The organism is Microbacterium sp. SGAir0570 (assembly GCF_005491085.2).
Taxonomy (GTDB): domain Bacteria; phylum Actinomycetota; class Actinomycetes; order Actinomycetales; family Microbacteriaceae; genus Microbacterium; species Microbacterium arborescens.
The window spans coordinates 188,516-207,469 of sequence record NZ_CP027929.1; the positions used below are offsets into that span (position 1 = coordinate 188,516).

Annotated in this window: 18 protein-coding genes; 12 read left to right on the forward strand and 6 right to left on the reverse strand. The window is 69.8% G+C overall.

The features are described 5' to 3' along the window. The first annotated feature begins 179 nt into the window (after positions 1-179). The 5 genes from C1N74_RS00925 (at position 180) to C1N74_RS00945 (ending at position 6,019) form a co-directional block, all read left to right on the forward strand. Entirely contained in the window at positions 180-1,442 is a 1,263-nt protein-coding gene (locus C1N74_RS00925) for an ABC transporter substrate-binding protein (protein WP_137749776.1), read from the forward strand. Positions 1,443-1,514: 72 nt separating this feature from the next. Next, on the forward strand, positions 1,515-2,570 hold the full coding sequence (locus C1N74_RS00930; protein ID WP_375538048.1) for a carbohydrate ABC transporter permease: 1,056 nt from the start codon (positions 1,515-1,517) through the stop codon (positions 2,568-2,570). After that, positions 2,567-3,484 (forward strand): carbohydrate ABC transporter permease, encoded by a 918-nt coding sequence (locus C1N74_RS00935; protein WP_023953129.1) that lies wholly within the window; start codon positions 2,567-2,569, stop codon positions 3,482-3,484. Before C1N74_RS00930 ends, C1N74_RS00935 begins: the two co-directional genes overlap by 4 nt. Then, the gene (locus tag C1N74_RS00940) at positions 3,481-4,998 is read left to right on the forward strand and encodes a GH1 family beta-glucosidase (RefSeq protein WP_237049123.1); all 1,518 of its coding nucleotides are present in this window, start codon (positions 3,481-3,483) and stop codon (positions 4,996-4,998) included. Before C1N74_RS00935 ends, C1N74_RS00940 begins: the two co-directional genes overlap by 4 nt. Positions 4,999-5,005: 7 nt before the next feature. Next, on the forward strand, positions 5,006-6,019 hold the full coding sequence (locus C1N74_RS00945) for a LacI family DNA-binding transcriptional regulator (RefSeq protein WP_023953127.1): 1,014 nt from the start codon (positions 5,006-5,008) through the stop codon (positions 6,017-6,019). A gap of 15 nt (positions 6,020-6,034) precedes the next feature. Here the strand turns inward: C1N74_RS00945 and C1N74_RS00950 are convergent, their stop codons facing one another. From C1N74_RS00950 to C1N74_RS00970, 5 genes are all read right to left on the reverse strand, one after another. Continuing rightward, positions 6,035-6,880 (reverse strand): VOC family protein, encoded by an 846-nt coding sequence (locus C1N74_RS00950; protein WP_258317962.1) that lies wholly within the window; start codon positions 6,878-6,880, stop codon positions 6,035-6,037. Positions 6,881-7,051: 171 nt separating this feature from the next. Next, positions 7,052-8,392, reverse strand: coding sequence for a uracil-xanthine permease family protein (locus tag C1N74_RS00955; protein WP_064955181.1), 1,341 nt, complete (start codon positions 8,390-8,392; stop codon positions 7,052-7,054). 133 nt (positions 8,393-8,525) lie between these two features. Further along, the gene (locus tag C1N74_RS00960) at positions 8,526-9,404 is read right to left on the reverse strand and encodes a phosphoribosylaminoimidazolesuccinocarboxamide synthase (RefSeq protein WP_023953123.1); all 879 of its coding nucleotides are present in this window, start codon (positions 9,402-9,404) and stop codon (positions 8,526-8,528) included. Positions 9,405-9,468: 64 nt separating this feature from the next. Further along, positions 9,469-9,840, reverse strand: coding sequence for a PH domain-containing protein (locus tag C1N74_RS00965; protein WP_137749778.1), 372 nt, complete (start codon positions 9,838-9,840; stop codon positions 9,469-9,471). A gap of 74 nt (positions 9,841-9,914) precedes the next feature. Continuing rightward, positions 9,915-10,829 (reverse strand): Ltp family lipoprotein, encoded by a 915-nt coding sequence (locus C1N74_RS00970; RefSeq protein WP_242435547.1) that lies wholly within the window; start codon positions 10,827-10,829, stop codon positions 9,915-9,917. Between the two features lie 389 nt (positions 10,830-11,218). Here C1N74_RS00970 and C1N74_RS00975 point away from each other — a divergent pair, with 389 nt between their 5' ends. Continuing rightward, positions 11,219-11,842, forward strand: a complete 624-nt coding sequence (locus C1N74_RS00975) for a PadR family transcriptional regulator (RefSeq protein ID WP_023953121.1) — start codon at positions 11,219-11,221, stop codon at positions 11,840-11,842. Beyond that, the gene (locus tag C1N74_RS00980) at positions 11,839-13,332 is read left to right on the forward strand and encodes a DHA2 family efflux MFS transporter permease subunit (protein ID WP_137749780.1); all 1,494 of its coding nucleotides are present in this window, start codon (positions 11,839-11,841) and stop codon (positions 13,330-13,332) included. The genes C1N74_RS00975 and C1N74_RS00980 overlap by 4 nt, the downstream gene beginning before the upstream one ends. Positions 13,333-13,369: 37 nt before the next feature. Here the strand turns inward: C1N74_RS00980 and purD are convergent, their stop codons facing one another. Then, the gene (gene purD, locus C1N74_RS00985) at positions 13,370-14,641 is read right to left on the reverse strand and encodes a phosphoribosylamine--glycine ligase (RefSeq protein ID WP_112615787.1); all 1,272 of its coding nucleotides are present in this window, start codon (positions 14,639-14,641) and stop codon (positions 13,370-13,372) included. A 35-nt stretch (positions 14,642-14,676) separates the two neighbouring features. On the opposite strand from purD, the gene C1N74_RS00990 reads away from it, so the two are divergent. From C1N74_RS00990 to C1N74_RS01005, 5 genes are read left to right on the forward strand one after another with little or no spacing between them, the layout of a single operon-like run. After that, positions 14,677-15,045 carry a sterol carrier family protein gene (locus C1N74_RS00990; RefSeq protein ID WP_023953115.1) on the forward strand — a complete coding sequence of 123 codons (369 nt, stop codon included), beginning with the start codon at positions 14,677-14,679 and terminating at the stop codon, positions 15,043-15,045. Positions 15,046-15,096: 51 nt separating this feature from the next. Next, a complete protein-coding gene (locus C1N74_RS16550) occupies positions 15,097-16,020 on the forward strand; it encodes an HtaA domain-containing protein (protein ID WP_258317963.1) in 924 nt (307 codons plus the stop codon). Between the two features lie 2 nt (positions 16,021-16,022). Beyond that, entirely contained in the window at positions 16,023-17,126 is a 1,104-nt protein-coding gene (locus tag C1N74_RS16555; RefSeq protein WP_258318046.1) for a hemin ABC transporter substrate-binding protein, read from the forward strand. A gap of 41 nt (positions 17,127-17,167) precedes the next feature. Continuing rightward, positions 17,168-18,172, forward strand: coding sequence for an iron ABC transporter permease (locus tag C1N74_RS16560; protein ID WP_023953109.1), 1,005 nt, complete (start codon positions 17,168-17,170; stop codon positions 18,170-18,172). Continuing rightward, on the forward strand, positions 18,163-18,954 hold the full coding sequence (locus C1N74_RS01005) for a heme ABC transporter ATP-binding protein (protein WP_375538060.1): 792 nt from the start codon (positions 18,163-18,165) through the stop codon (positions 18,952-18,954). Before C1N74_RS16560 ends, C1N74_RS01005 begins: the two co-directional genes overlap by 10 nt.

The window sequence follows — 18,954 nt, forward strand, 5'->3', positions numbered from 1 at the left end:
GCGCCTCGTTCGCCGCATCCGGCCGGTCTCGTGACCGGATCGTGACCATCGTCTTTGGGAGCGCTCTCTTGTGATCCTGGGAGCGCTCCCGTATGGTCATGGTCAATCGGTGAGAGCGCTCCCAAAGTCGGGTGCGAACCGCCGCGCACCAGATACCCGCAATCACGAAGGAGTGACACGTGAATTCACGCGCACTGCGGCGGATCGGCCTCGTGGCCGGCGTCGCAACCACCTCGGCCATCGTCCTCGCCGGATGTTCGGGCGGAGGTGACCAGGCCGCATCCGGTGGCGACTCCGACACCGTGACCCTCGCGACGTTCAACGACTTCGGCTACACCGACGAGCTGCTCGCGGAGTTCACCGAGGAGACCGGCATCAAGGTCGTCCACACCAAGGCGGCGACCTCGAACGACGCCCGCACCAACTTCTTCCAGAAGCTCGGCAAGACCGGCCTCGCCGACGTCGAGGGCGTCGAGGTCGACTGGTTCCCCGAGATGATGCAGTACTCCGACCTGATCGCGCCGGTTCCCGACGAGCTCGCCGGCCGCTGGCTCGACTGGAAGGAGAAGGCGGCGACCGATGCCGAGGGCAACCTCGTCGCCTACGGCACCGACGTGGGACCGCAGGCCATCTGCTACCGCGCCGACCTGTTCGAGGCCGCCGGCCTGCCCACCGACCGCGAAGAGGTCGCGAAGCTCTTCCCGACGTGGGACGCCTTCTTCCAGATCGGCAGCGACTACGTCGCCAAGACCGGCCAGCCCTTCATCGACTCGGCCAACTCCGTCCTGCAGGGGGTCGTGAACCAGCTCGAGGTCGCCTACGAGGAGCCGGACGGCACGGTCATCGCGACCGAGAACCCCGACATCCGCGAGGCCTACGACACCGTCGTCGACAAGGCGATCCCGATCTCCGCCTACCCGGGACAGTGGACCGACGACTGGTACGCCGCCATGGCGAGCGGCAAGTTCGCCGCCATGCTGTGCCCGCCGTGGATGCACGGCATCATCGAGGGCGAAGCGCCCGACATCGCCGGCTGGGACATCGCCAACGCGTTCCCCGAGGGCGGCGGCAACTGGGGCGGTTCGTACCTCGTGGTCCCCGCGAACGGCAAGAACCTCACCAACGCGCAGAGGCTCGCCGACTGGCTGACGTCGCCCGAGACGCAGATCAAGGCCTTCAACAACGCCGGCACCTTCCCGAGCCAGCCCGAGGCGCAGTCGAGCCCCGACCTGACCGGGTTCGTCAGCGAGTACTTCAACAACGCGCCCACGGGTGAGATCGGCATCGACCGGGCCAACGCGATCACTGTGACGACCTTCAAGGGTCCGAAGTACTTCCAGTTCCACGACGCCCTCGGCAACGCCATCACGCGTGTCTTCGACGGCATCGAGGACAAGGAGACCTCCTGGAAGACCTGGGTGAACGAGGTCGGAAGCTTCTGACCCGCCCCGCCGGGGCGCACCGCATCGCCGGTGCGCCCCGGCGTTCCCCGCCCACGCACCCGAAGGACGATCGTGACCACGACACAGCAGCGCCCGGCGACGCGCTCCCCCCGAATCGACGACGGCGGTCGTCCCCCGCGGGTCATCTCTTTCTCGCAGAAGCTCAGCAAGTGGGACATCCGCTTCTCGCCGTACCTCTACATCTCGCCCTTCTTCATCATGTTCGCGATCGTGGGGCTCTTCCCCATCGCGTACACCGCGGTGATCTCGTTCATGGACTGGGACCTCATCCGCGGTGAGGGCGAGTTCATCGGATTCGACCAGTACATCTGGATCCTGACGCAGCCCCACTTCTGGACGGCCCTGCGCAACACCTTCAGCATCTTCCTGCTCTCGAGCGTTCCGCAGCTCGTGCTCGCGATCTTCATCGCGGCCGTGCTCGACCGCAACATCCGCGCCAAGACCTTCTGGCGCATGGCGGTGCTCGTCCCCTACGTCGTCGCTCCCATCGCCGTCGGCCTCATCTTCAACGCGATGTTCGCCGACCAGTCGGGCTTCATCAACGGCATCCTCCAGTCGATCGGCATCGGCGCCATCCCCTGGCACGTCGAGCCGTTCTGGAGCCACATCGCCATCGCGACGATGGTGAACTACCGCTGGATGGGCTACAACACCCTCATCCTGCTCGCAGCCATGCAGGCGGTGAACCGCGACTTCTACGAGGCCGCCACCGTCGACGGCGCGGGCCCCGTGCGCCAGTTCTTCTCGATCACCCTGCCCTCGCTCAAGCCCACGCTCATCTTCGTCATCATCACCGCCACGATCGGCGGTCTGCAGATCTTCGACGAGCCGCGTGTGTTCGATCAGGCGGGCCGCGGTGGCTCGGCCCAGCAGTGGCTGACCATCACGCTCTACCTCTACGACGTCGGCTGGGGACAGTGGAACTTCGGTCGCGCCGCCGCCATGGCGTGGATCCTCTTCCTCATCATCGTGCTGATCGGCCTGGTCAACCTCGTGGTCACCCGGACCCTGGTCCGAGACGAGGGGCTGAGGCGCGAGCTCAGCAAACGGCAGCAGAAGCAGCAGGCCAAGCAGGCGCAGCGCGCGCTGAAGGAGAACCAGGCATGAGCACCATCGGCACTCCCGCCCCTCTCGCCACGGTGGAAGAAGGGATCCCGACCGCTCGCGAGCAGCGTCGCGGAGCCCGCGCCCGCCGCATCCGCGGCAGCCGGCCCGGGATCTGGACCTACGGCATCCTCGGGGCCGTCTTCCTCTCGGCGGTGTTCCCCCTGTACTGGTCCTTCGTGATCGGTTCGGGCGACTCCACCACCCTCCGCAAGCCCTTCCCGTGGATCCCCGGCGGCAACTTCATCGAGAACGCGCTGTCGGTCATCTCCAACCCGGCGGTCAACTTCTGGCCGGCGCTGTGGAACTCGATCTACAGCTCGTTCCTCATCGCCGCCGCCGTCGTGATCACCTCGACACTCGCCGGCTGGGCCTTCGCGAAGCTGCGCTTCCACGGCGGTCCGGCGCTGCTCGTCTTCGTCATCGCCACGATGGCCGTGCCGCAGCAGCTCGGCGTCGTGCCGCTCTACATCCTGTTCTCCGAGCTCGGGTGGACGGGGCAGATCGGCGCGATCATCATCCCCGCCCTCACGAGCGCCTTCGGGGTGTTCTGGATGACGCAGTACCTGCGCCAGGCGGTGCCCGACGAGCTCATCGAGGCCGCGCGCGTCGACGGCGCGTCGATGATCCGCACGTTCTGGACCGTCGGCATGACCGCGGCGCGTCCGGCCGCGGCGATGCTGTTCCTCTTCACCTTCGTCGGAGCCTGGAACAACTTCTTCTGGCCGTTCATCGTGCTCGACCGGCAGAACCCGACGCTTCCCGTGGCGCTGTCGCTGCTGCAGTCGAACTACTTCGTCGACTACTCGGTCGTGCTCGCGGGCGTCATCCTCGCCACCATCCCGCTGCTGCTGCTGTTCATCTTCGCGGGCAAGCAGCTCGTCAGTGGCATCATGGCCGGGGCGGTGAAGGGATGACCCTGAACCTCGACCGCACTCAGCAGGAGAACATGAACGCTTCGCGCAGCTTCCCGACCGGCTTCCTCTTCGGAGCAGCCACCGCGGCGTACCAGATCGAGGGCGCGGCCTTCGAAGACGGCCGTACCGCGTCGATCTGGGATGCGTTCGCCCGTGTTCCCGGTGCCGTGATCAACGCCGACAACGGCGACGTCGCGTGCGACCACTACCACCGCTACCGTGACGACGTCGCGCTCATGAAGGAGCTCGGCCTCGACACGTACCGGTTCTCGACCTCGTGGTCGCGCGTGCGTCCCGACGGCGGCCCGCTCAACCCGCAGGGCGTCGACTTCTACGAGCGGCTCGTCGACGAACTGCTCGGCGCCGGCATCATCCCGTGGCTGACGCTCTACCACTGGGATCTGCCGCAGGCCATCGAGGAGCGGGGCGGCTGGACCCTGCGCGAGACGGCCGACCGCTTCACGGAGTACGCCCTCGACATGCACGACGCCCTCGGCGACCGTGTGCACCACTGGACGACGCTCAACGAGCCGTGGTGCTCGTCGTTCCTCAGCTACACCGCGGGCATCCACGCTCCCGGACGGTTCGACATCGGCGACGGCATGCTCGCGGCGCACCACCTGCTGCTCGGCCACGGGCAGACCGTCGCCGCGCTGCGCGAGCGGGACGAGTCGCTGTCGCTCGGCATCACGCTGAACCTCACGGTCGCCGAGCCCGCCGACCCGGCCGACGCCGCCGACGTCGACGCCGCGCGACGTATCGACGGACAGTTCAACCGCTGGTTCCTCGACCCGATCTTCCGGGCCGCGTACCCGGGCGACATCGTCGCCGACATCGAGAAGGTGGATGCCGCGGCGGTCGAGCGTTGGCGGAATGCCGTGCGCCCGGGCGACGAGGCGATCATCGCGCAGCCGCTCGACGCCCTCGGAGTGAACTACTACCACGGCGAGTTCGTGGGCGGTCGTCCCGACCCCCACCCGCCGACCCCGGGCGATGCACCGACCGATCGCAAGACCGGGTCGCCCTGGCCCGCCGGTCACGACATCTACTGGCACGAGCGGGGCCTGCCGCGGACGTCGATGCACTGGGAGGTGCAGCCCGCGGGGCTGACCCAGCTGCTCGAGCGCGTGTGGACCGAGTACGCCCAGCCCGTGGGCACGATCCTCTACGTCACCGAGAACGGCGCCGCCTACGACGACGAGCTCGTCGAGGTGGAAGGCGAGAAGACGGTTCCCGACGCCGAGCGCACCGAGTTCCTCCGGGTTCATCTCGGTGCGATCCTCGATGCGCAGGAGGCCGGTGTCGATGTGCGCGGCTACTTCTACTGGTCGCTGCTCGACAACTTCGAATGGGCGTGGGGCTACGAGAAGCGCTTCGGGATCGTGCACGTGGATTACCACACTCAGGAGCGGACGCTGAAGGACAGCGCGAAGGAGTATCGTCGGGTCATCGCAGATCGTGCGATCGACGTTCCCGCCGCGGCGGACGCCGCCCGGACCGCCGTCCCGAGGTAGCCCACCTGTGATCTCCGACCAGAACCGGACGGCCGCGACCATCGAAGAGGTCGCGGCCGTCGCCGGTGTATCGCGCTCGACCGTGTCGCGCGTCGTCAACGGCTCGACCGCCGTCAGCCCGGCCGCGCTCGAGTCGGTGCGCCGTGCGATCGCCGAGCTCAACTACGTTCCCAACCGCGCGGCGCGTTCGCTCGCGAGCCGGTCGACGATGGCGATCGCCCTGGTCGTCCCAGAAGACACCAGCCGCGTGTTCGGCGATCCGTTCTTCGCGTCGGTCGTCTCGGGCATCAACTCGCGCATCAGCCGCAGCGATTACGTGCTGAACCTGATCATGGCCAGTGCCGACCCCGGCGACAAGACCGCTCAGTACGTGCGCAGCGGCGCCGTCGACGGGGCGATCATCGTGTCGCACCACACGAGCGACACGTTCATCGAGCGCATCGCAGCCGCGATCCCCGTGGTCTACGGCGGCCGTCCGGTGCGGTCGCGGGCCGGCGACTATTACATCGACGTCGACAACGTCGCCGGTGCGCGCGATGCCACGGCCTACCTCATCGGCCGCGGATGCCGGCACATCGGCGCGATCACGGGTCCGCCCTCCATGCCCGCCGGCGTCGACCGCGCCGAGGGCTACCGCGTGGCGCTCGCGGAGTCGGGACTCACTCCGGCTCCCGTCGTGCAGGGCGACTTCACGACCGAGTCCGGCGCCGTCGCCATGCGCGCCATCCTCGCGGCGGGTGAGCCGCTCGACGGCCTCTTCGTCGCCAGCGACCTCATGGCGCGCGGCGCGATGCAGGTGCTCGCGGCCGAAGGCATCCGGATCCCCGACGAGGTCGCCGTCGTGGGCTTCGACGATTCGCCCGTCGCACTGACGACCGAGCCGCAGCTGACCACGATGCGGCAGCCGTCGTTCACGCAGGGCGAGTGCATGGCCGACGTCCTGCTCGCCCGGCTCGCGGGGATGTCTCCGCCCGAGGTGACGATCCTCGACACCGAGCTCATCGTCCGCGGCTCGGCCTGACGCGTGGCCTGACGCTCAGGCCAGGGCGGCGTGGAGCGTGTTGTTCCAGGGGTCGTCGAACGCGACCGTCCGCCCGTCGTCGCGCACCGCGATGCCGTGATGACGCAGACGCTCGGTGAGGGCCCCGAGATCGTCGGATGTCGGCAGGGCGAGGTCGACGCGGCCGAGCCCGAGCGCCGGCATGCGCGGCCCCGCCCCTCGGGAGTTCCACACGTTCATCGCCATGTGGTGGTGGTAGCCGCCCGCGCTGACGAAGAGGGCCTGATCGCCGAGCGCCGCGGTCGTGTCGAACCCCAGGGCGTCGACATAGAACGCCCGTGCGGTCGCCACGTCGCCGACCGAGAGGTGCACGTGTCCGACGCGGGCGGGATCAGACGGCGTGAAGGCGGCGCTGCCCGCGACGTCGAGCGTCGCAGGGTCGAGGTGTTCGCGCAGGAAGGCGTTGGGATCGAGGAAGAGGGTGTCCATCTCGACCTGTCCGTGGGTCCACGACCAGGTGCTGCGGTCTCGGTCCCAGTAGAGCTCGATGCCGTTGCCCTCGGGGTCGGTGAAGTAGAACGCCTGGCTGACGAGGTGGTCGGCGCTGCCGCTGAAAGTCGAAGGCGCGTGACGGGCGACGCTGTAGAGCGCGGCCGCGAGGGCTGTCTGCGTCTCGAAGAGGATCGCCGTGTGGAACAGGCCCGCCGACCCTGAAGCCGCGTGGCGCAGCGAGGGCTCGTGGCGCAGGATCACGATCGGTCGACCGGAACGCCCGAGCGTGACGGTGTCGCCCTCGGCGGCAAGCACCTGCAGGGTCACGACGTCGCGGTAGTAACGCGTCATCGCGTCGAGGTCGCCGACCAGCAGGGTGACGGCGCCCATCCTGGTGGCATCCGCCAATTTCTCATTCACACACATACACAACCCCCACACCCCCCATGTCATTCCCCCCCCGGGTGGCGCCGAGTGCACGGCAAAACGCCGAGTGCACGGCATCCTCGCGTGTGAAAGTCGTCCTTTCGACGGGATGCCGTGCACTCGGGCGCGCTGCGCTTACTGGGGGTCGCCGCCCAGCGGGCCTACCGCGGGGATGGGGCCGCCGTCGTCGGCGCCGGTCTTGCGCCAGCGGGCGATCGCGTTGCCCGCGTGATAGATCACGAGGGCGGCGATGGTGCCGAGGACGATCGCGCCGAACTGCAGCGAGCCGAAGTTCATCGCGAACCCGGCGATCGCGATGACGAACGACACCGCGACGGTGTACTGGTTGACGGGGCGCGAGAAGTCGACGCGGTTGTCGACCCAGATCTTGATGCCGATGACGCCGATCAGGCCGTAGAGGGCCGTCGTGACGCCGCCGAGCACGCCCGCCGGGATGGTGTTGAACACCGCCCCGACCTTGGGCGAGAACGCGAGGAGGATCGCGACGATGCCGGCCACCCAGTACGCGGCGGTCGAGTAGACGCGGGTCGCGGCCATGACGCCGATGTTCTCGCCGTAGGTCGTGGTGCCCGAGCCGCCGAAGCCGCCCGCGAGGGTCGTCGCGACACCGTCGGCGATGAGGGCGCGACCGGTGTGCTTGTTGATCGACGGGTCGTCGGTCATGGTCGCGACGCCGCGCACGTGGCCGACGTTCTCGGCGATCAGCACGAGCACGACCGGCAGGAACATCGGCACGATGGACCAGGCCGCGGCATCCCCGATCGCCACGAGGTGGAAGTCGGGCAGACCGAACCAGGCGGCGGCCTCGACGGCCTCGAACTCGACCTGCCCGGTGACGGCGGCCACGACGTAGCCGACGATCACGCCGAGGAAGATCGAGATGCGGCCGAGGAACCCGCGGAACAGCACGCTGAACAGGATGACGGCACACAGGGTCACCGTCGCGATCTCGGGCTGCAGCTGGAAGTTGTTCCACGCCGCGGGGGCGAGGTTGAAGCCGATCAGCGCGACGATCGCTCCGGCGACCACGGGCGGCATGAGCTTCTCGATCCAGCCGGTGCCGAAGGCCTGCACGATGAAGCCGACCGCCGCGAGCAGGAGGCCCGCGACGACGACGCCGAGGAGCGCCTGCGTGATCTGCTCGGCGGTCTCGAGGCGGTTGCCGCCGTTGAGTGCCGTGATGGGGGCGATGAACGCGAACGACGAGCCGAGGTAGCTGGGCAGCTTGTTGCGCGTGATGAGCAGGAAGACGAGGGTGCCGAGACCCGAGAAGAGCAGGGTCGTCGAGACCGGGAAGCCGGTGATGATCGGAACGAGGAACGTCGCACCGAACATGGCGACGACGTGCTGCGCGCCGATGGCGATGGTGCCGGGCCAGTTCAGGCGCTCGCCGGGCTTGACGACGGCGCCGCGCGCGACGGTGCGGCCGTCGCCGTGGAGGGACCAGATGGGCATGGGACTCCTCGGGAAGGATGAGGGATTCGGGATGGAGCGCGAGAGCGGCCCCACCCTATCTGTGAGATCCCTGGATGCCCGGTCGGCGCTCCGCGGAGCCGCGCGACCCGCGCCGCGAAGGACGGTACCGGAGTCAGCCGGCGAGCGTCTCGAGCAGCTCGCGGTACTTCGCCGCGGTGCGCTCGACGATGTCGTCGGGGAGGGCCGGGGGAGTGCCGGTCTTGTCCCAGGCGCCCGCGAGCCAGTCGCGCACGATCTGCTTGTCGTAGCTCGCCATGCGCTCGGCGGGCGTCGTGCCGGTGCGCCAGGCCTCGGCATCCCAGTAGCGCGACGAGTCGCTCGTGAGCACCTCGTCGGCGAGGGTCAGCACCCCGTCGGCGTCGAGGCCGAACTCGAACTTCGTGTCGGCGAGGATGAGTCCCTTGCTCTCGGCGAGGGTCGCGGCACGCCGGTAGATCTCGAGCGATGCGTCGCGCAGCGCGGCCGCGGTCTCGGCACCGACGAGCTCGACGGAACGCTCGAACGAGATGTTCTCGTCGTGCTCGCCGAGGGGCGCCTTGTAGGCGGGGGTGTAGATCGGTTCGGGCAGCCGGTCGCCGTTCTGCAGGCCGGCGGGAAGCGGGATGCCGCACACCGTGCCGCTGTCTTGATACTCCGCCCAGCCGGAGCCGGTGAGGTAGCCGCGCACGACGCACTCGATCGGCTGCATGTCGAGCTCGCGCACGACCATCGCCCGGCCCGCGACCTCTGCCGGGGGCTGGAGCCCGAGGACGTGGTTGGGGATCGGGCGTCCGCCGTCGGCGCCCGCGAGCTGCGCGAACCACCACAGGCTGAGGCGCGTCAGCAGTTCGCCCTTGCCCGGGATTCCGGGTTCGAGCACCTGGTCGAACGCGCTGACGCGGTCGCTGGCGACCACCAGCATCCGGTCGGCCGGGCCGTCGGCGGGGCGATAGAGGTCGCGGACCTTGCCGGAGTAGACGTGCTTCCAGCCGGGCAGATCGAGGGCGCTCACCCGGCCATTATCCCGGAGCGCGGCGACGAGTTGAGCCGGGCGGCGAGCATCACGGCAGTCGCGGTCAATGTGCGTGCAGAACGGCCCACGCAATCAGGCTGTCGATGCGTCGGACATCGGCTCCCTTCGAAAGCTTCACCTTGATGTGTCCGGCTCGCGTCCACAACTCGATCTCGGAGTTCCAGTCGAGGGTCCCCGCGTTCTCGGATGACCACATGTTGATCGCGCTGTAGGGCAGGGAGTAGATCTCGACCTTCTTGCCTGTGATGCCCTGTGCGTCACGAACGATCAGTCTTTTCGTGGTGAAGGTCGCGGAATCGCGGAACGTCTTGAATGACGCGACGGCTTCTTCGCCTTGGGTCAGAAGGGGCAGTACGTCGGCGGGAACGGCGATCTCTTGTTGCAGCGTCCACGTGAGCATTGCGGCGGGTTCCATGAGGGCATTCTTCCGTGATAGCGAGACGAAGGTGCAGGTAGTGCGGGGGCGGACGAGTCGTCTGCCCCCGCCGTTCAGTAGCCGATGGCTGCCAGCCCGAATTCGATCTGTTCGGAGGTGAACCCTTCGAAGGCGAGTTGGTCGTAGAGACCTTGGCGTGAGAACGCCATGAGGTCGAGGTAGCTCGCGGCCTTCTCAGCAGCTTCGGCGTTCCAGTCCGCGCCCGCGTTGTCGGCGCCGAACGTGGCGTCCTCGTTGGTGAACCCCTCGAACTCGAGCTGCGTGATCAACCCCGTGCGCGAAAAGCCCATGAGGGACAGGTAGCTCGCGGCTTTGTCGACCGCGTTGCGCTGCCCCAGCGAGAACACGGGCGCGGGGGCCTCAGCGACGATCGTGATCTCTGCTCCGTCGTCGGCCTTGGTGCCTTCGCTGACGTTCTGAGAGGTGACGAGCCAGTCGTCCCCGGTTCCTTCGGGGGCGACGAGGACGAAGCCATCGGCTTGCAGCGCGACCCGCGCCTCGGCCACAGTTGAACCGACGACGGTCGGCACGGTGGCGCGGTCGTCGACCGGTGCCGCCGCCGCGTCGTCGGCGGGCTCGGTCGCAGTCTGGTCATCGATGGGCGCGGCTACGGCAGGAGCCGAGACGCGATCCGACACGCTGTTCGCGGCGTTGCCGATGTTGGCGACGAGCGCGACGAGCACGACGATACCGGTGACGATCCAAGCGATCATCGGCTGCTTGCCTTCGCCTCGAACCGCGAGGCCTCGGGCGTCCTTGGCATTTTGCGTCAGCGTGATGATGAGGTCGACCAATGCCCAGATCCCGAGCCCGCCGAAAGTCAGGAGCTTGATGATGCCGGTTCCGATTTTTCCAAGGTAGAACCGATCAACTCCCAGGACTCCGAGGAACAGAGCGAAAAGCCAGGTCGCGATGAATGACTTGTCGCTCAGGGCGGGCTGTGCCGAGCCCGGTCCGTGCACGGTCATAGCGGATGGCGCGGCGGGGTAGCTCTCTCGGGGCGGCGACTGGGCCGATGTTGCGTGCATGTTAGGCACCGGCGGGGCCGCGAGGGTTGCCGGTCCCGGCGGTGGTGGCGGTGGTGGCGGCGGCGTAGTGGCGCGCGAGTGCGACGTGTCTTCTGAAGTCATTTCTCCCCCGAATGTCTCTGCGCAATATGAGACGGCTCTCATATTGGCATCCGATCCCCTTCCGTCACAATGCAGCGGGCTGCAATCGGCGTCGATCGGACTAGCGCGTTGCTCGATAGGCCGCGGTCCACGCCTCACGAGCATCGTGGGGGCCCGTCCGGGAGCCCACCGTCGCTCCCGTGAAAAAGGGCGTATAGTCCACATGGACTAATCGAGAGGGGGGTGCCATGCCGGATGCCGTCGACCGACTCACGCCGCTCGGGCTGATGCTGCTCGCGCTGCTGCACGAGGACGACATGCACGCCTACGAGATGGTCCGTCTGCTGCGCGAGCGCAAGGCCGACCGGCTCGTCGCCCCGACCCACGGCACGATCTATCACACGGTCGCTCGCCTCGAGCGGCAGGGGCTCATCGCCGAGGTCGGCACCGACCGTGACGGCAACCGTCCGGAACGGACGACCTACACGCTCACGGAGGCCGGCGCCGACATGATGATCGCGTGGGTGCGGCGCGAGCTCCCCGCCATCGACCGCCCCGACCGTTTCCGCGTCGCGCTGGCCGAGTCGCACAACCTCGACCGTGGCGAAGTCGTCGCGCTTCTCAGCGAGCGGCGGGACGCCCTGGCGGCATCCCTCGGTGCGCACCGTCAGGCGCGCGATCACGCGATCGAGCGCGGCTCGTATCCCCAGTTCTGGATCGAGGTGCACCGCGAGACGGCTCTGCTGTCGGCGGATGTCGCCTGGCTCGACGAAGCGGTCGAGTACATCCGTCGTCCCGACACCGTGTGGGGGGTCACCGACCTCGCCCCGACCGACCGCTACCTGGCACAGAGAGAAGCCGCCCGCGCATGAGCGAGAGAACCAGCACCGTCCGCGCCCCCGAAGGCGCCGCACCCGCCGTCAACCCGTGGCCCGCCCTGTGGGCGATGGTCATCGGATTCTTCATGATCCTCGTCGACACGACGATCGTCTCGGTCGCGAACCCCGCGATCAAGGCCGCGCTCGACCCGTCGACCGGCAACCTCGACAACGTCGTGTGGGTCACCTCGTCGTACCTGCTCGCGTACGCCGTGCCGCTGCTGGTCACCGGCCGCCTGGGCGACCGGTTCGGACCGAAGAACATCTACCTGATCGGGCTCGCGATCTTCACGATCGCCTCGCTCGCCTGCGGGCTCTCGGGCTCGCTCGCCGTGCTCGTGATCGCGCGAGCCGTGCAGGGTCTCGGCGCCGCTCTCATGACCCCGCAGACGATGGCCGTCATCACTCGCACGTTCCCCGCCGAGCGCCGCGGCGCGGCCATGGGGCTGTGGGGTGCGACCGCCGGTGTCGCGACGCTCGTCGGACCGCTCGCGGGCGGCCTGCTCGTCGACGGCTTCGGGTGGGAGTGGATCTTCTTCGTCAACATCCCCGTCGGCGTCGTGGCGTTCGTGCTGGCGTGGCGCCTGGTGCCGCATCTCGAGACCCACCCGCACCGCTTCGACGTCGTGGGGGTCGTGCTCAGCGCGATCGGGCTCTTCCTCATCGTCTTCGGTCTGCAGGAGGGCGAGCACTACGAGTGGGCCGCCGGCATCTGGGCGATGATCGCCGCGGGTGTCGTCGTGATGGCGGTGTTCGTCTGGACACAGGGCCGGACCAAGAGCGAGCCCCTCGTTCCGCTCGAGCTCTTCCGCGACCGCAACTTCGCGATCTCGAACCTCGCGATCGCCGCGGTGGGCTTCACCGTGACGAGCATGGCGCTGCCGATGGCGTTCTTCACGCAGCTCGCCCGGGGCCTGACGCCGACGCAGTCGGCGCTGCTGCTCGTCCCCATGGCGGTGCTGTCGGGCGCGCTCGCACCGTTGGCGGGCCGCATCCTCGACCGGGTCGACCCGCGTCTGCTGCTCGTCCCCGGCCTGACGCTGATGGTCGTGGGCCTCGTCGGCTACGCGCTGCTCATGAACACCGAGGCCCCGGTGCTGCTGCTGCTCATCCCTGCCGCGATCATCGGTGTCGCCAACGCCGGCATGTGGGGGCCGCTCGCCACGACCGCGACCCGCAACCTGCCGCCGCGTCAGGCGGGGGCCGGCTCGGGCATCTACAACACGACCCGAACGGTCGGCTCGGTGATCGGCTCGGCGGCCATCGCGGCCTACATGCAGTCGCGACTGACGGCGAATCTGCCGGGTGGCGGGGATGCCGCGAGCGGCGACTTCGGCGGTGGCGGCGGCGCGATGCCTCCCGCGATCGCCGAGGGCTTCTCCGCCGCGATGGCGCAGGCCATGATCCTGCCGGCGATCGTCATCGGGGTCGCCGTGATCGTCGTGATCTTCCTCAAGCGCCCCGCGCACCTCGCCAAGCGCTGACCCCGTCGCGCTCCGTCGGGCCGCCCCTGCCGTGGATTCAGTCCGCGACGCGGGCGGCGATGTCGGTGCGGTGGTGCGAGCCTTCGAGGCTGATCTCCGCGAGGGCGCGGTAGGCGCGGTCGCGAGCCTCGGTGAAGTCGGCGCCGCGTGCGACGACGTTGAGCACGCGTCCACCCGTGGCGACGAGCCCGTCGACCGACTCGGCGGTCGCAGCGTGCGCGAGGTGCACGCTTTCGACGGATGCCGCGGCGTCGAGCCCCGTCAGCGCCCGGCCGGTCACCGGGTTGTCGGGGTAGCCCTCGCTCGCGAGCACGACGGTGACGGCGGCATCGTCCGAGAACGTCGGATCGGGCTCGGACTCCAGTCGCCCGCTCGCCGCGGCCATCAGCAGCTCCGAGAGCGGCGAGGTCAGCCGCGCGAGCACCACCTGCGTCTCGGGGTCGCCGAACCGCGCGTTGAACTCGATCACCTTGATGCCCGACTCGGTGAGGATGAGGCCCGCGTAGAGCAGGCCGATGAACGGTGTGCCCTCGGCGTCGAGGTGGCGGATGACGGGCTCGGCCACGTCGCGCGTGACCTCGGCGACGAATCCGGCCTCGCTGCCGAACCGGTCGGCGAGCCAGGGGAGCGGCGAGTAGGCGCCCATGCCCCCGGTGTTCGGGCCGGCGTCGCCGTCGTAGGCGCGCTTGTAGTCCTGCGCCGGGCTCAGGGCTCGGACGGTGTCGCCGTCCGAGACGAAGAAGAGCGACACCTCGGGGCCGGCGAGGAACTCCTCGATCAGCACTGGGCCGCTCGAGAGGTAGGTGTCGGCGTGGGCGAGCGCCGCCTCACGGTCGTCGGTGACGATGACGCCCTTGCCGGCGGCGAGGCCGTCGGCTTTGACCACATGGGGGGTGCCGAGCTCGTCGAGCGCCGTCTCGACCTCGGCACGGCTCCGCGCCCGCACGGCGCGCCCGGTGGGCACGCCGGCCTCGTCCATGACGCGCTTGGCGAACGCCTTCGATCCTTCGAGCTGCGCGGCGACCTTGCCGGGGCCGAAGACGGGGATGCCGCGCTCGCGCAGCGCATCGGCGACACCGGCGATGAGCGGGGCCTCCGGCCCGACGATGACCAGATCGACGTTGGCGCTGCCGGCGAACTCCGTCACGGCGACCGGGTCGTTCTGGTCGAGGCCCGGGACGATCTCGGCATCGCGGGCGATGCCGGCGTTGCCGGGGGCCGCGAGCAGGTCGTGACCTGCGCCTTCCGCGGCGAGAGCGAGGATGATGGCGTGCTCGCGCGCGCCCGAGCCGAGGACCAGGATCTTCACCCGGCCAGCCTACCGACCGGGCTAGCGTGGAACCCATGGCCCGCAGCATCCTCACCGCCGATGGCCGCGCCGCGCTCGCCGCCGTCGCCGCCGCCGATGCGTCCGGCGAGAAGCCCGCTCGAACCGACCTGGCGACCGCCGTGCGCTACCTGTTGCAGCTGCTCGTCGAGAAGGCGCCCGGCAACTCGGTCGAGATGCGCGTGCCGCCGTTCGGTGCCGTCCAGGTCGTCGAAGGGCCGCGGCACACGCGCGGCACCCCGCCGAACGTCGTCGAGACGGATGCCGCGACGTGGATCGCCCTCGCCCTCGGCGACCTCGCCTGGGCGGATGCCGCCGCCGCGGGCCGGCTGCGCGCGTCGGGCACCCGCGCCGATCTCGGGGCGCTGCTGCCACTGCGACCCTGACACCGGCTCCGATAAGGTTAGGCAAGCCTGACCTTATCTCTGGAGTCTGCTGTGCGCTCTTCCCTTCTGTCCCGGGCGCCCCTCGGGGTGCTCGCCGCTACGTCGATCGTCCTCGGCGTCGCGAGCCCCGCCCTCGCGATCGGCGACGCCGCGCCCGTCGAGCAGCGGACCGCCGCGACCTCGCCGCCCGTCTGCGACATCACCGACGCGACCATCACGTGGGGCTTCAAGGAGTCGTTCCGCTCGTACATCTCCGGCTCCATCGCAATGGGTGCGTGGGAGCCGTTCGGCGGCGTGGGTTACGAGACGCCCGCGTTCACCTGGGCCGGTGGCACGGGCAGCTACGACCCCGCGACCGGCGCCGGCTCGATCGCCTTCCCCGGCGGCATCCGGTTCACCGGGCACGGCGGCCTGCTCGACTCGACGGTGCAGAACGTCACGCTCGAGATCGCGCCGGCGGCGGGGCGTGTTCTCGTCGACCTCGCCGGAGTCTCGATGGAGAGCGCGCTCGCCGGCGACGACACCGTCGTCACGACACCCCAGGTGCCGTTCGTGACCGTCGACCTGGCGGGTCTGGAGAACACGGTCTCGGGAGAAGCCCTCACTCTCGCCGCCGCGGATGCCGCCACCGCGATCACCGAGGAGGGGTTCGCCGCCTTCGGCAACTACGAGACCGGCACCGCCTTCGACCCCCTGTCGTTCACCGCGAGCGGTGTGTGCGCGGCTGCCACCCCGACGGCAGACCCATCGCCCGTCGTCGATGCATCACCCGCCGCGGATGCCGCGGAGGCGGGCGATGACGAGAGCGGATCGAGCGGCGCGCTGCCGGTCGCGCTCTTCGCCGCTATCGGCGGCGCGCTCGTCGCGACGATCGGCGGGTCGACCGCAGCGATCGTCGCCTCGCGTCGCAAGCAGCGGAAGGCGCGTGCCGGCGGTGGGCCCGCCGATCACGCCGACGAAGGGCCGGCCGCGTGAAGATGCGGCGACTCCTCGTCGCGGCGCTCGCCGCTGCTGCCCTGTCGCTCAGCGCCTGCGCTCCGGCTGCGACGTCTCACGGCGAGGCGGCGGGCCAGGTCGTGATCGACCGACCCCCGCTGAGCGAATTGGCGCCGGTGACCGACCCGCGCTCGCTCGAGGGCCCCTCGACCGCCGTCCTCGCCGACGCCGCGGTCGAGCCGGTCGTGACGGATCCCACCCAGAGCCTGCCCGTCACCGTGAGCTCGCACGATCTCACCGGCGACGTCGAGGTGACGGTGACGGACACCTCGCGCATCATCGCGATGGACCTCTCCGGTTCGCTGGCCGCGACCGTCTGGGGCCTGGGCCTCGGCGGCGAGCTCGTCGGCCGCGACGTCTCGACGACGTTCCCCGGCGCGGCGGACCTGCCGGTCGTCACGGGCAGCGGACACACGGTCAACGCCGAGTCGATCATCGGCCTCGCCCCCACCCTCGTCATCACCGACGGCAGCATCGGACCGGTCGACGTCGTGCAGCAACTGCGGGATGTCGGCATCACGGTGGTCTTCGTCGAGCGCTCCGCCTCGTTCGACGGTGCCGCCGATCTCGCGCGGACGGTCGGCGACGTACTCGGCGTACCCGACACGGGCGAGCAGCTCGCCCAGCGCATCGCGAGCGAGGTCGACCAGACGCGTGCCCAGATCGCCGCGCTTGCGCCGGCGGCCGCGGCGGACCGGCTGCGCATGGTCTTCCTCTACCTGCGCGGCACGGCGGGGGTGTACTACCTCTTCGGCTCCGAATCGGGCGCCGACGAGCTCATCGCCGCGCTCGGCGGCGTCGATGTCGCCGGCGAGCTCGGCTGGAACGGCATGCAGCCGCTCACCGACGAAGCCATGGTCGCCGCCGACCCCGACCTCATCCTCGTGATGACCGCCGGGCTCGAATCGGTCGGCGGCGTCGACGGTCTGCTCTCCGACAAGCCCGCGATCGCGCTGACCGCAGCCGGCCAGCATCGCCGCTTCGTCGACATGGCGGACGGGCAGATCCTGTCGTTCGGGCCGCGCAGCGCGGGGGTGCTCGACGCGCTGGCACGCGCTGTCTACGCGCCCGATCCCGCGTCGTGAGCGGGCGTGCCGCTGGGCGCCGCGGAGTTCTCGTCGCGATCGTGAGCGCGGTGCTGCTCGTCGTGGGCGTCGTGCTCTCGGCCGGGCTCGGTCAGCTGCCGGTCGGTCCCGCCGAGGTGGTGGGCTCCGTCCTCCGCGCCCTCGGCATGCCCGGCTCGTGGGCGCCGACCGAGCCGCTCATCGAGCAGACGCTGTGGCAGATCCGTTTCCCGCGCGTCGCGATGTCGCTTCTGGTCGGTGCGCTGCTCGCGGTCGCCGGTGCCGTCATGCAGGCGATCTTCGCGAACCCGCTCGCCGAGCCGGGCGTCGTTGGCGTCTCGTCGGGCGCGGCCGTCGGCGCTGCCGCAGCGATCACGCTCGGCTTCTCGTTCCTCGGTCCGTGGTCGATCGCGGTCTGCGCCTTCGCGGGCGGTCTCGTCGCGACCTTGGTCGTGTATGCCGCTGCCCGCGCGCAGGGCCGGACCGAGTCGATCACGCTCATCCTGACGGGCATCGCCGTCAATGCGTTCGCGGGGGCCGCGCTGGCGCTCCTGATGTTCGCGGGAGACACGGCGTCGCGCGAGCAGATCGTGTTCTGGCAGCTGGGCTCGATGAACGGCTCGCGCTGGACGGAGGTCGCGGTCGTCGCCCTCGTCGGAGCGCTCGGCACCGCGGCATCCCTCGCTCTCGCGCGCCGCTACGACCTTCTGGCGCTCGGCGATCGCACCGCCGCCCACCTCGGTGTGCGCGTCGAGGCGCTGCGGGTCGGGTCGATCGTCCTCGTCGCCCTGCTGACCGGCGTCGCCGTCGCGTTCGTCGGCATCATCGCGTTCGTCGGCCTCGTCGTGCCCCACATCATCCGCATGCTGGTCGGGCCCGCGCACCGGGGGCTCATCGCCCTCTCGGCGCTCGGCGGCGGCGTCGTGCTCGTCTACGCCGATCTCCTCGCGCGGACCATCGTCGTCGCGGCAGACCTGCCGATCGGCATCCTCACGTCGCTCGTGGGCGGACCGTTCTTCTTCTGGCTCATCCGCCGCACCCGCCGCACCGCCGGGGGCTGGTCGTGACGGGCGTGGCCGTCGAGGTGCGGCACGCGAGCTTGCGGTCGGGTGAGGCGACGATCCTCGACGACGTGGCGACGGATGTCGGCTACGGCCGGCTGCTCGCTCTCGTCGGGCCCAACGGCGCCGGAAAGTCGAGCCTGCTCTCCCTGCTGACAGGCGACCGCGCGCCCACCTCGGGCGCGGTGCATCTCGACGGGCGTCCGGTGGGCGAGTGGTCGGCCCGCGAGCTGTCGCGGCGACGGTCGGTGCTGCTGCAGTCGAACCAGGTCGCCTTCTCGTTCACCGCGGGCCAGGTGGTCGCGATGGGGCGCACTCCTTGGATCGGAACCGAGCGCGCCCGCCTCGACGACGCTCGTATCGCCGAAGCCGTCGAGCGAGCGGATGTCGCACACCTGCTCCATCGCGCCTACCCGTCGCTCTCGGGTGGCGAGAAGGCGCGTGTCTCGCTGGCTCGAGTACTCGCGCAGGACACCCCCGTCGTGCTGCTCGATGAGCCGACCGCAGCCCTCGACCTCCGGCACCAGGAAGAGGTCCTCCGCGTCGCGCGGCGGCTCGCGCGGGATGGGCGCGCGGTGGTCGTGGTGCTGCACGACCTGTCGCTCGCCGCGGCATACTCCGACGAGGTCGCGATGATCGACGGCGGCCGGCTCGTCGCTCGGGGGAACCCGCGCGACGTGTTGACCGCGGACCGGGTCGAGGCCGTCTACGGCACCCCGGTGCGCGTGCTCGACGACCCCGACACCGGCCGTCCGGTCATCCTGCCGCGCCGTCACGCCGAGCAATGA

What these genes read in the sequence shown, in the direction of transcription:
- C1N74_RS00935 (WP_023953129.1), top strand. Translation starts at nt 2,567, where the DNA reads ATGAGCACCATCGGCACTCCCGCCCCTCTCGCCACGGTGGAAGAAGGG.
- C1N74_RS00980 (WP_137749780.1), top strand. Translation starts at nt 11,839, where the DNA reads ATGAGCGAGAGAACCAGCACCGTCCGCGCCCCCGAAGGCGCCGCACCC.
- C1N74_RS00990 (WP_023953115.1), top strand. Translation starts at nt 14,677, where the DNA reads ATGGCCCGCAGCATCCTCACCGCCGATGGCCGCGCCGCGCTCGCCGCC.
- C1N74_RS00950 (WP_258317962.1), bottom strand. Translation starts at nt 6,880, where the DNA reads ATGGGCGCCGTCACCCTGCTGGTCGGCGACCTCGACGCGATGACGCGT.
- C1N74_RS00955 (WP_064955181.1), bottom strand. Translation starts at nt 8,392, where the DNA reads ATGCCCATCTGGTCCCTCCACGGCGACGGCCGCACCGTCGCGCGCGGC.
- C1N74_RS16555 (WP_258318046.1), top strand. Translation starts at nt 16,023, where the DNA reads ATGCGGCGACTCCTCGTCGCGGCGCTCGCCGCTGCTGCCCTGTCGCTC.
- C1N74_RS00975 (WP_023953121.1), top strand. Translation starts at nt 11,219, where the DNA reads ATGCCGGATGCCGTCGACCGACTCACGCCGCTCGGGCTGATGCTGCTC.
- C1N74_RS00965 (WP_137749778.1), bottom strand. Translation starts at nt 9,840, where the DNA reads ATGGAACCCGCCGCAATGCTCACGTGGACGCTGCAACAAGAGATCGCC.
- C1N74_RS00970 (WP_242435547.1), bottom strand. Translation starts at nt 10,829, where the DNA reads ATGACCGTGCACGGACCGGGCTCGGCACAGCCCGCCCTGAGCGACAAG.
- C1N74_RS00940 (WP_237049123.1), top strand. Translation starts at nt 3,481, where the DNA reads ATGACCCTGAACCTCGACCGCACTCAGCAGGAGAACATGAACGCTTCG.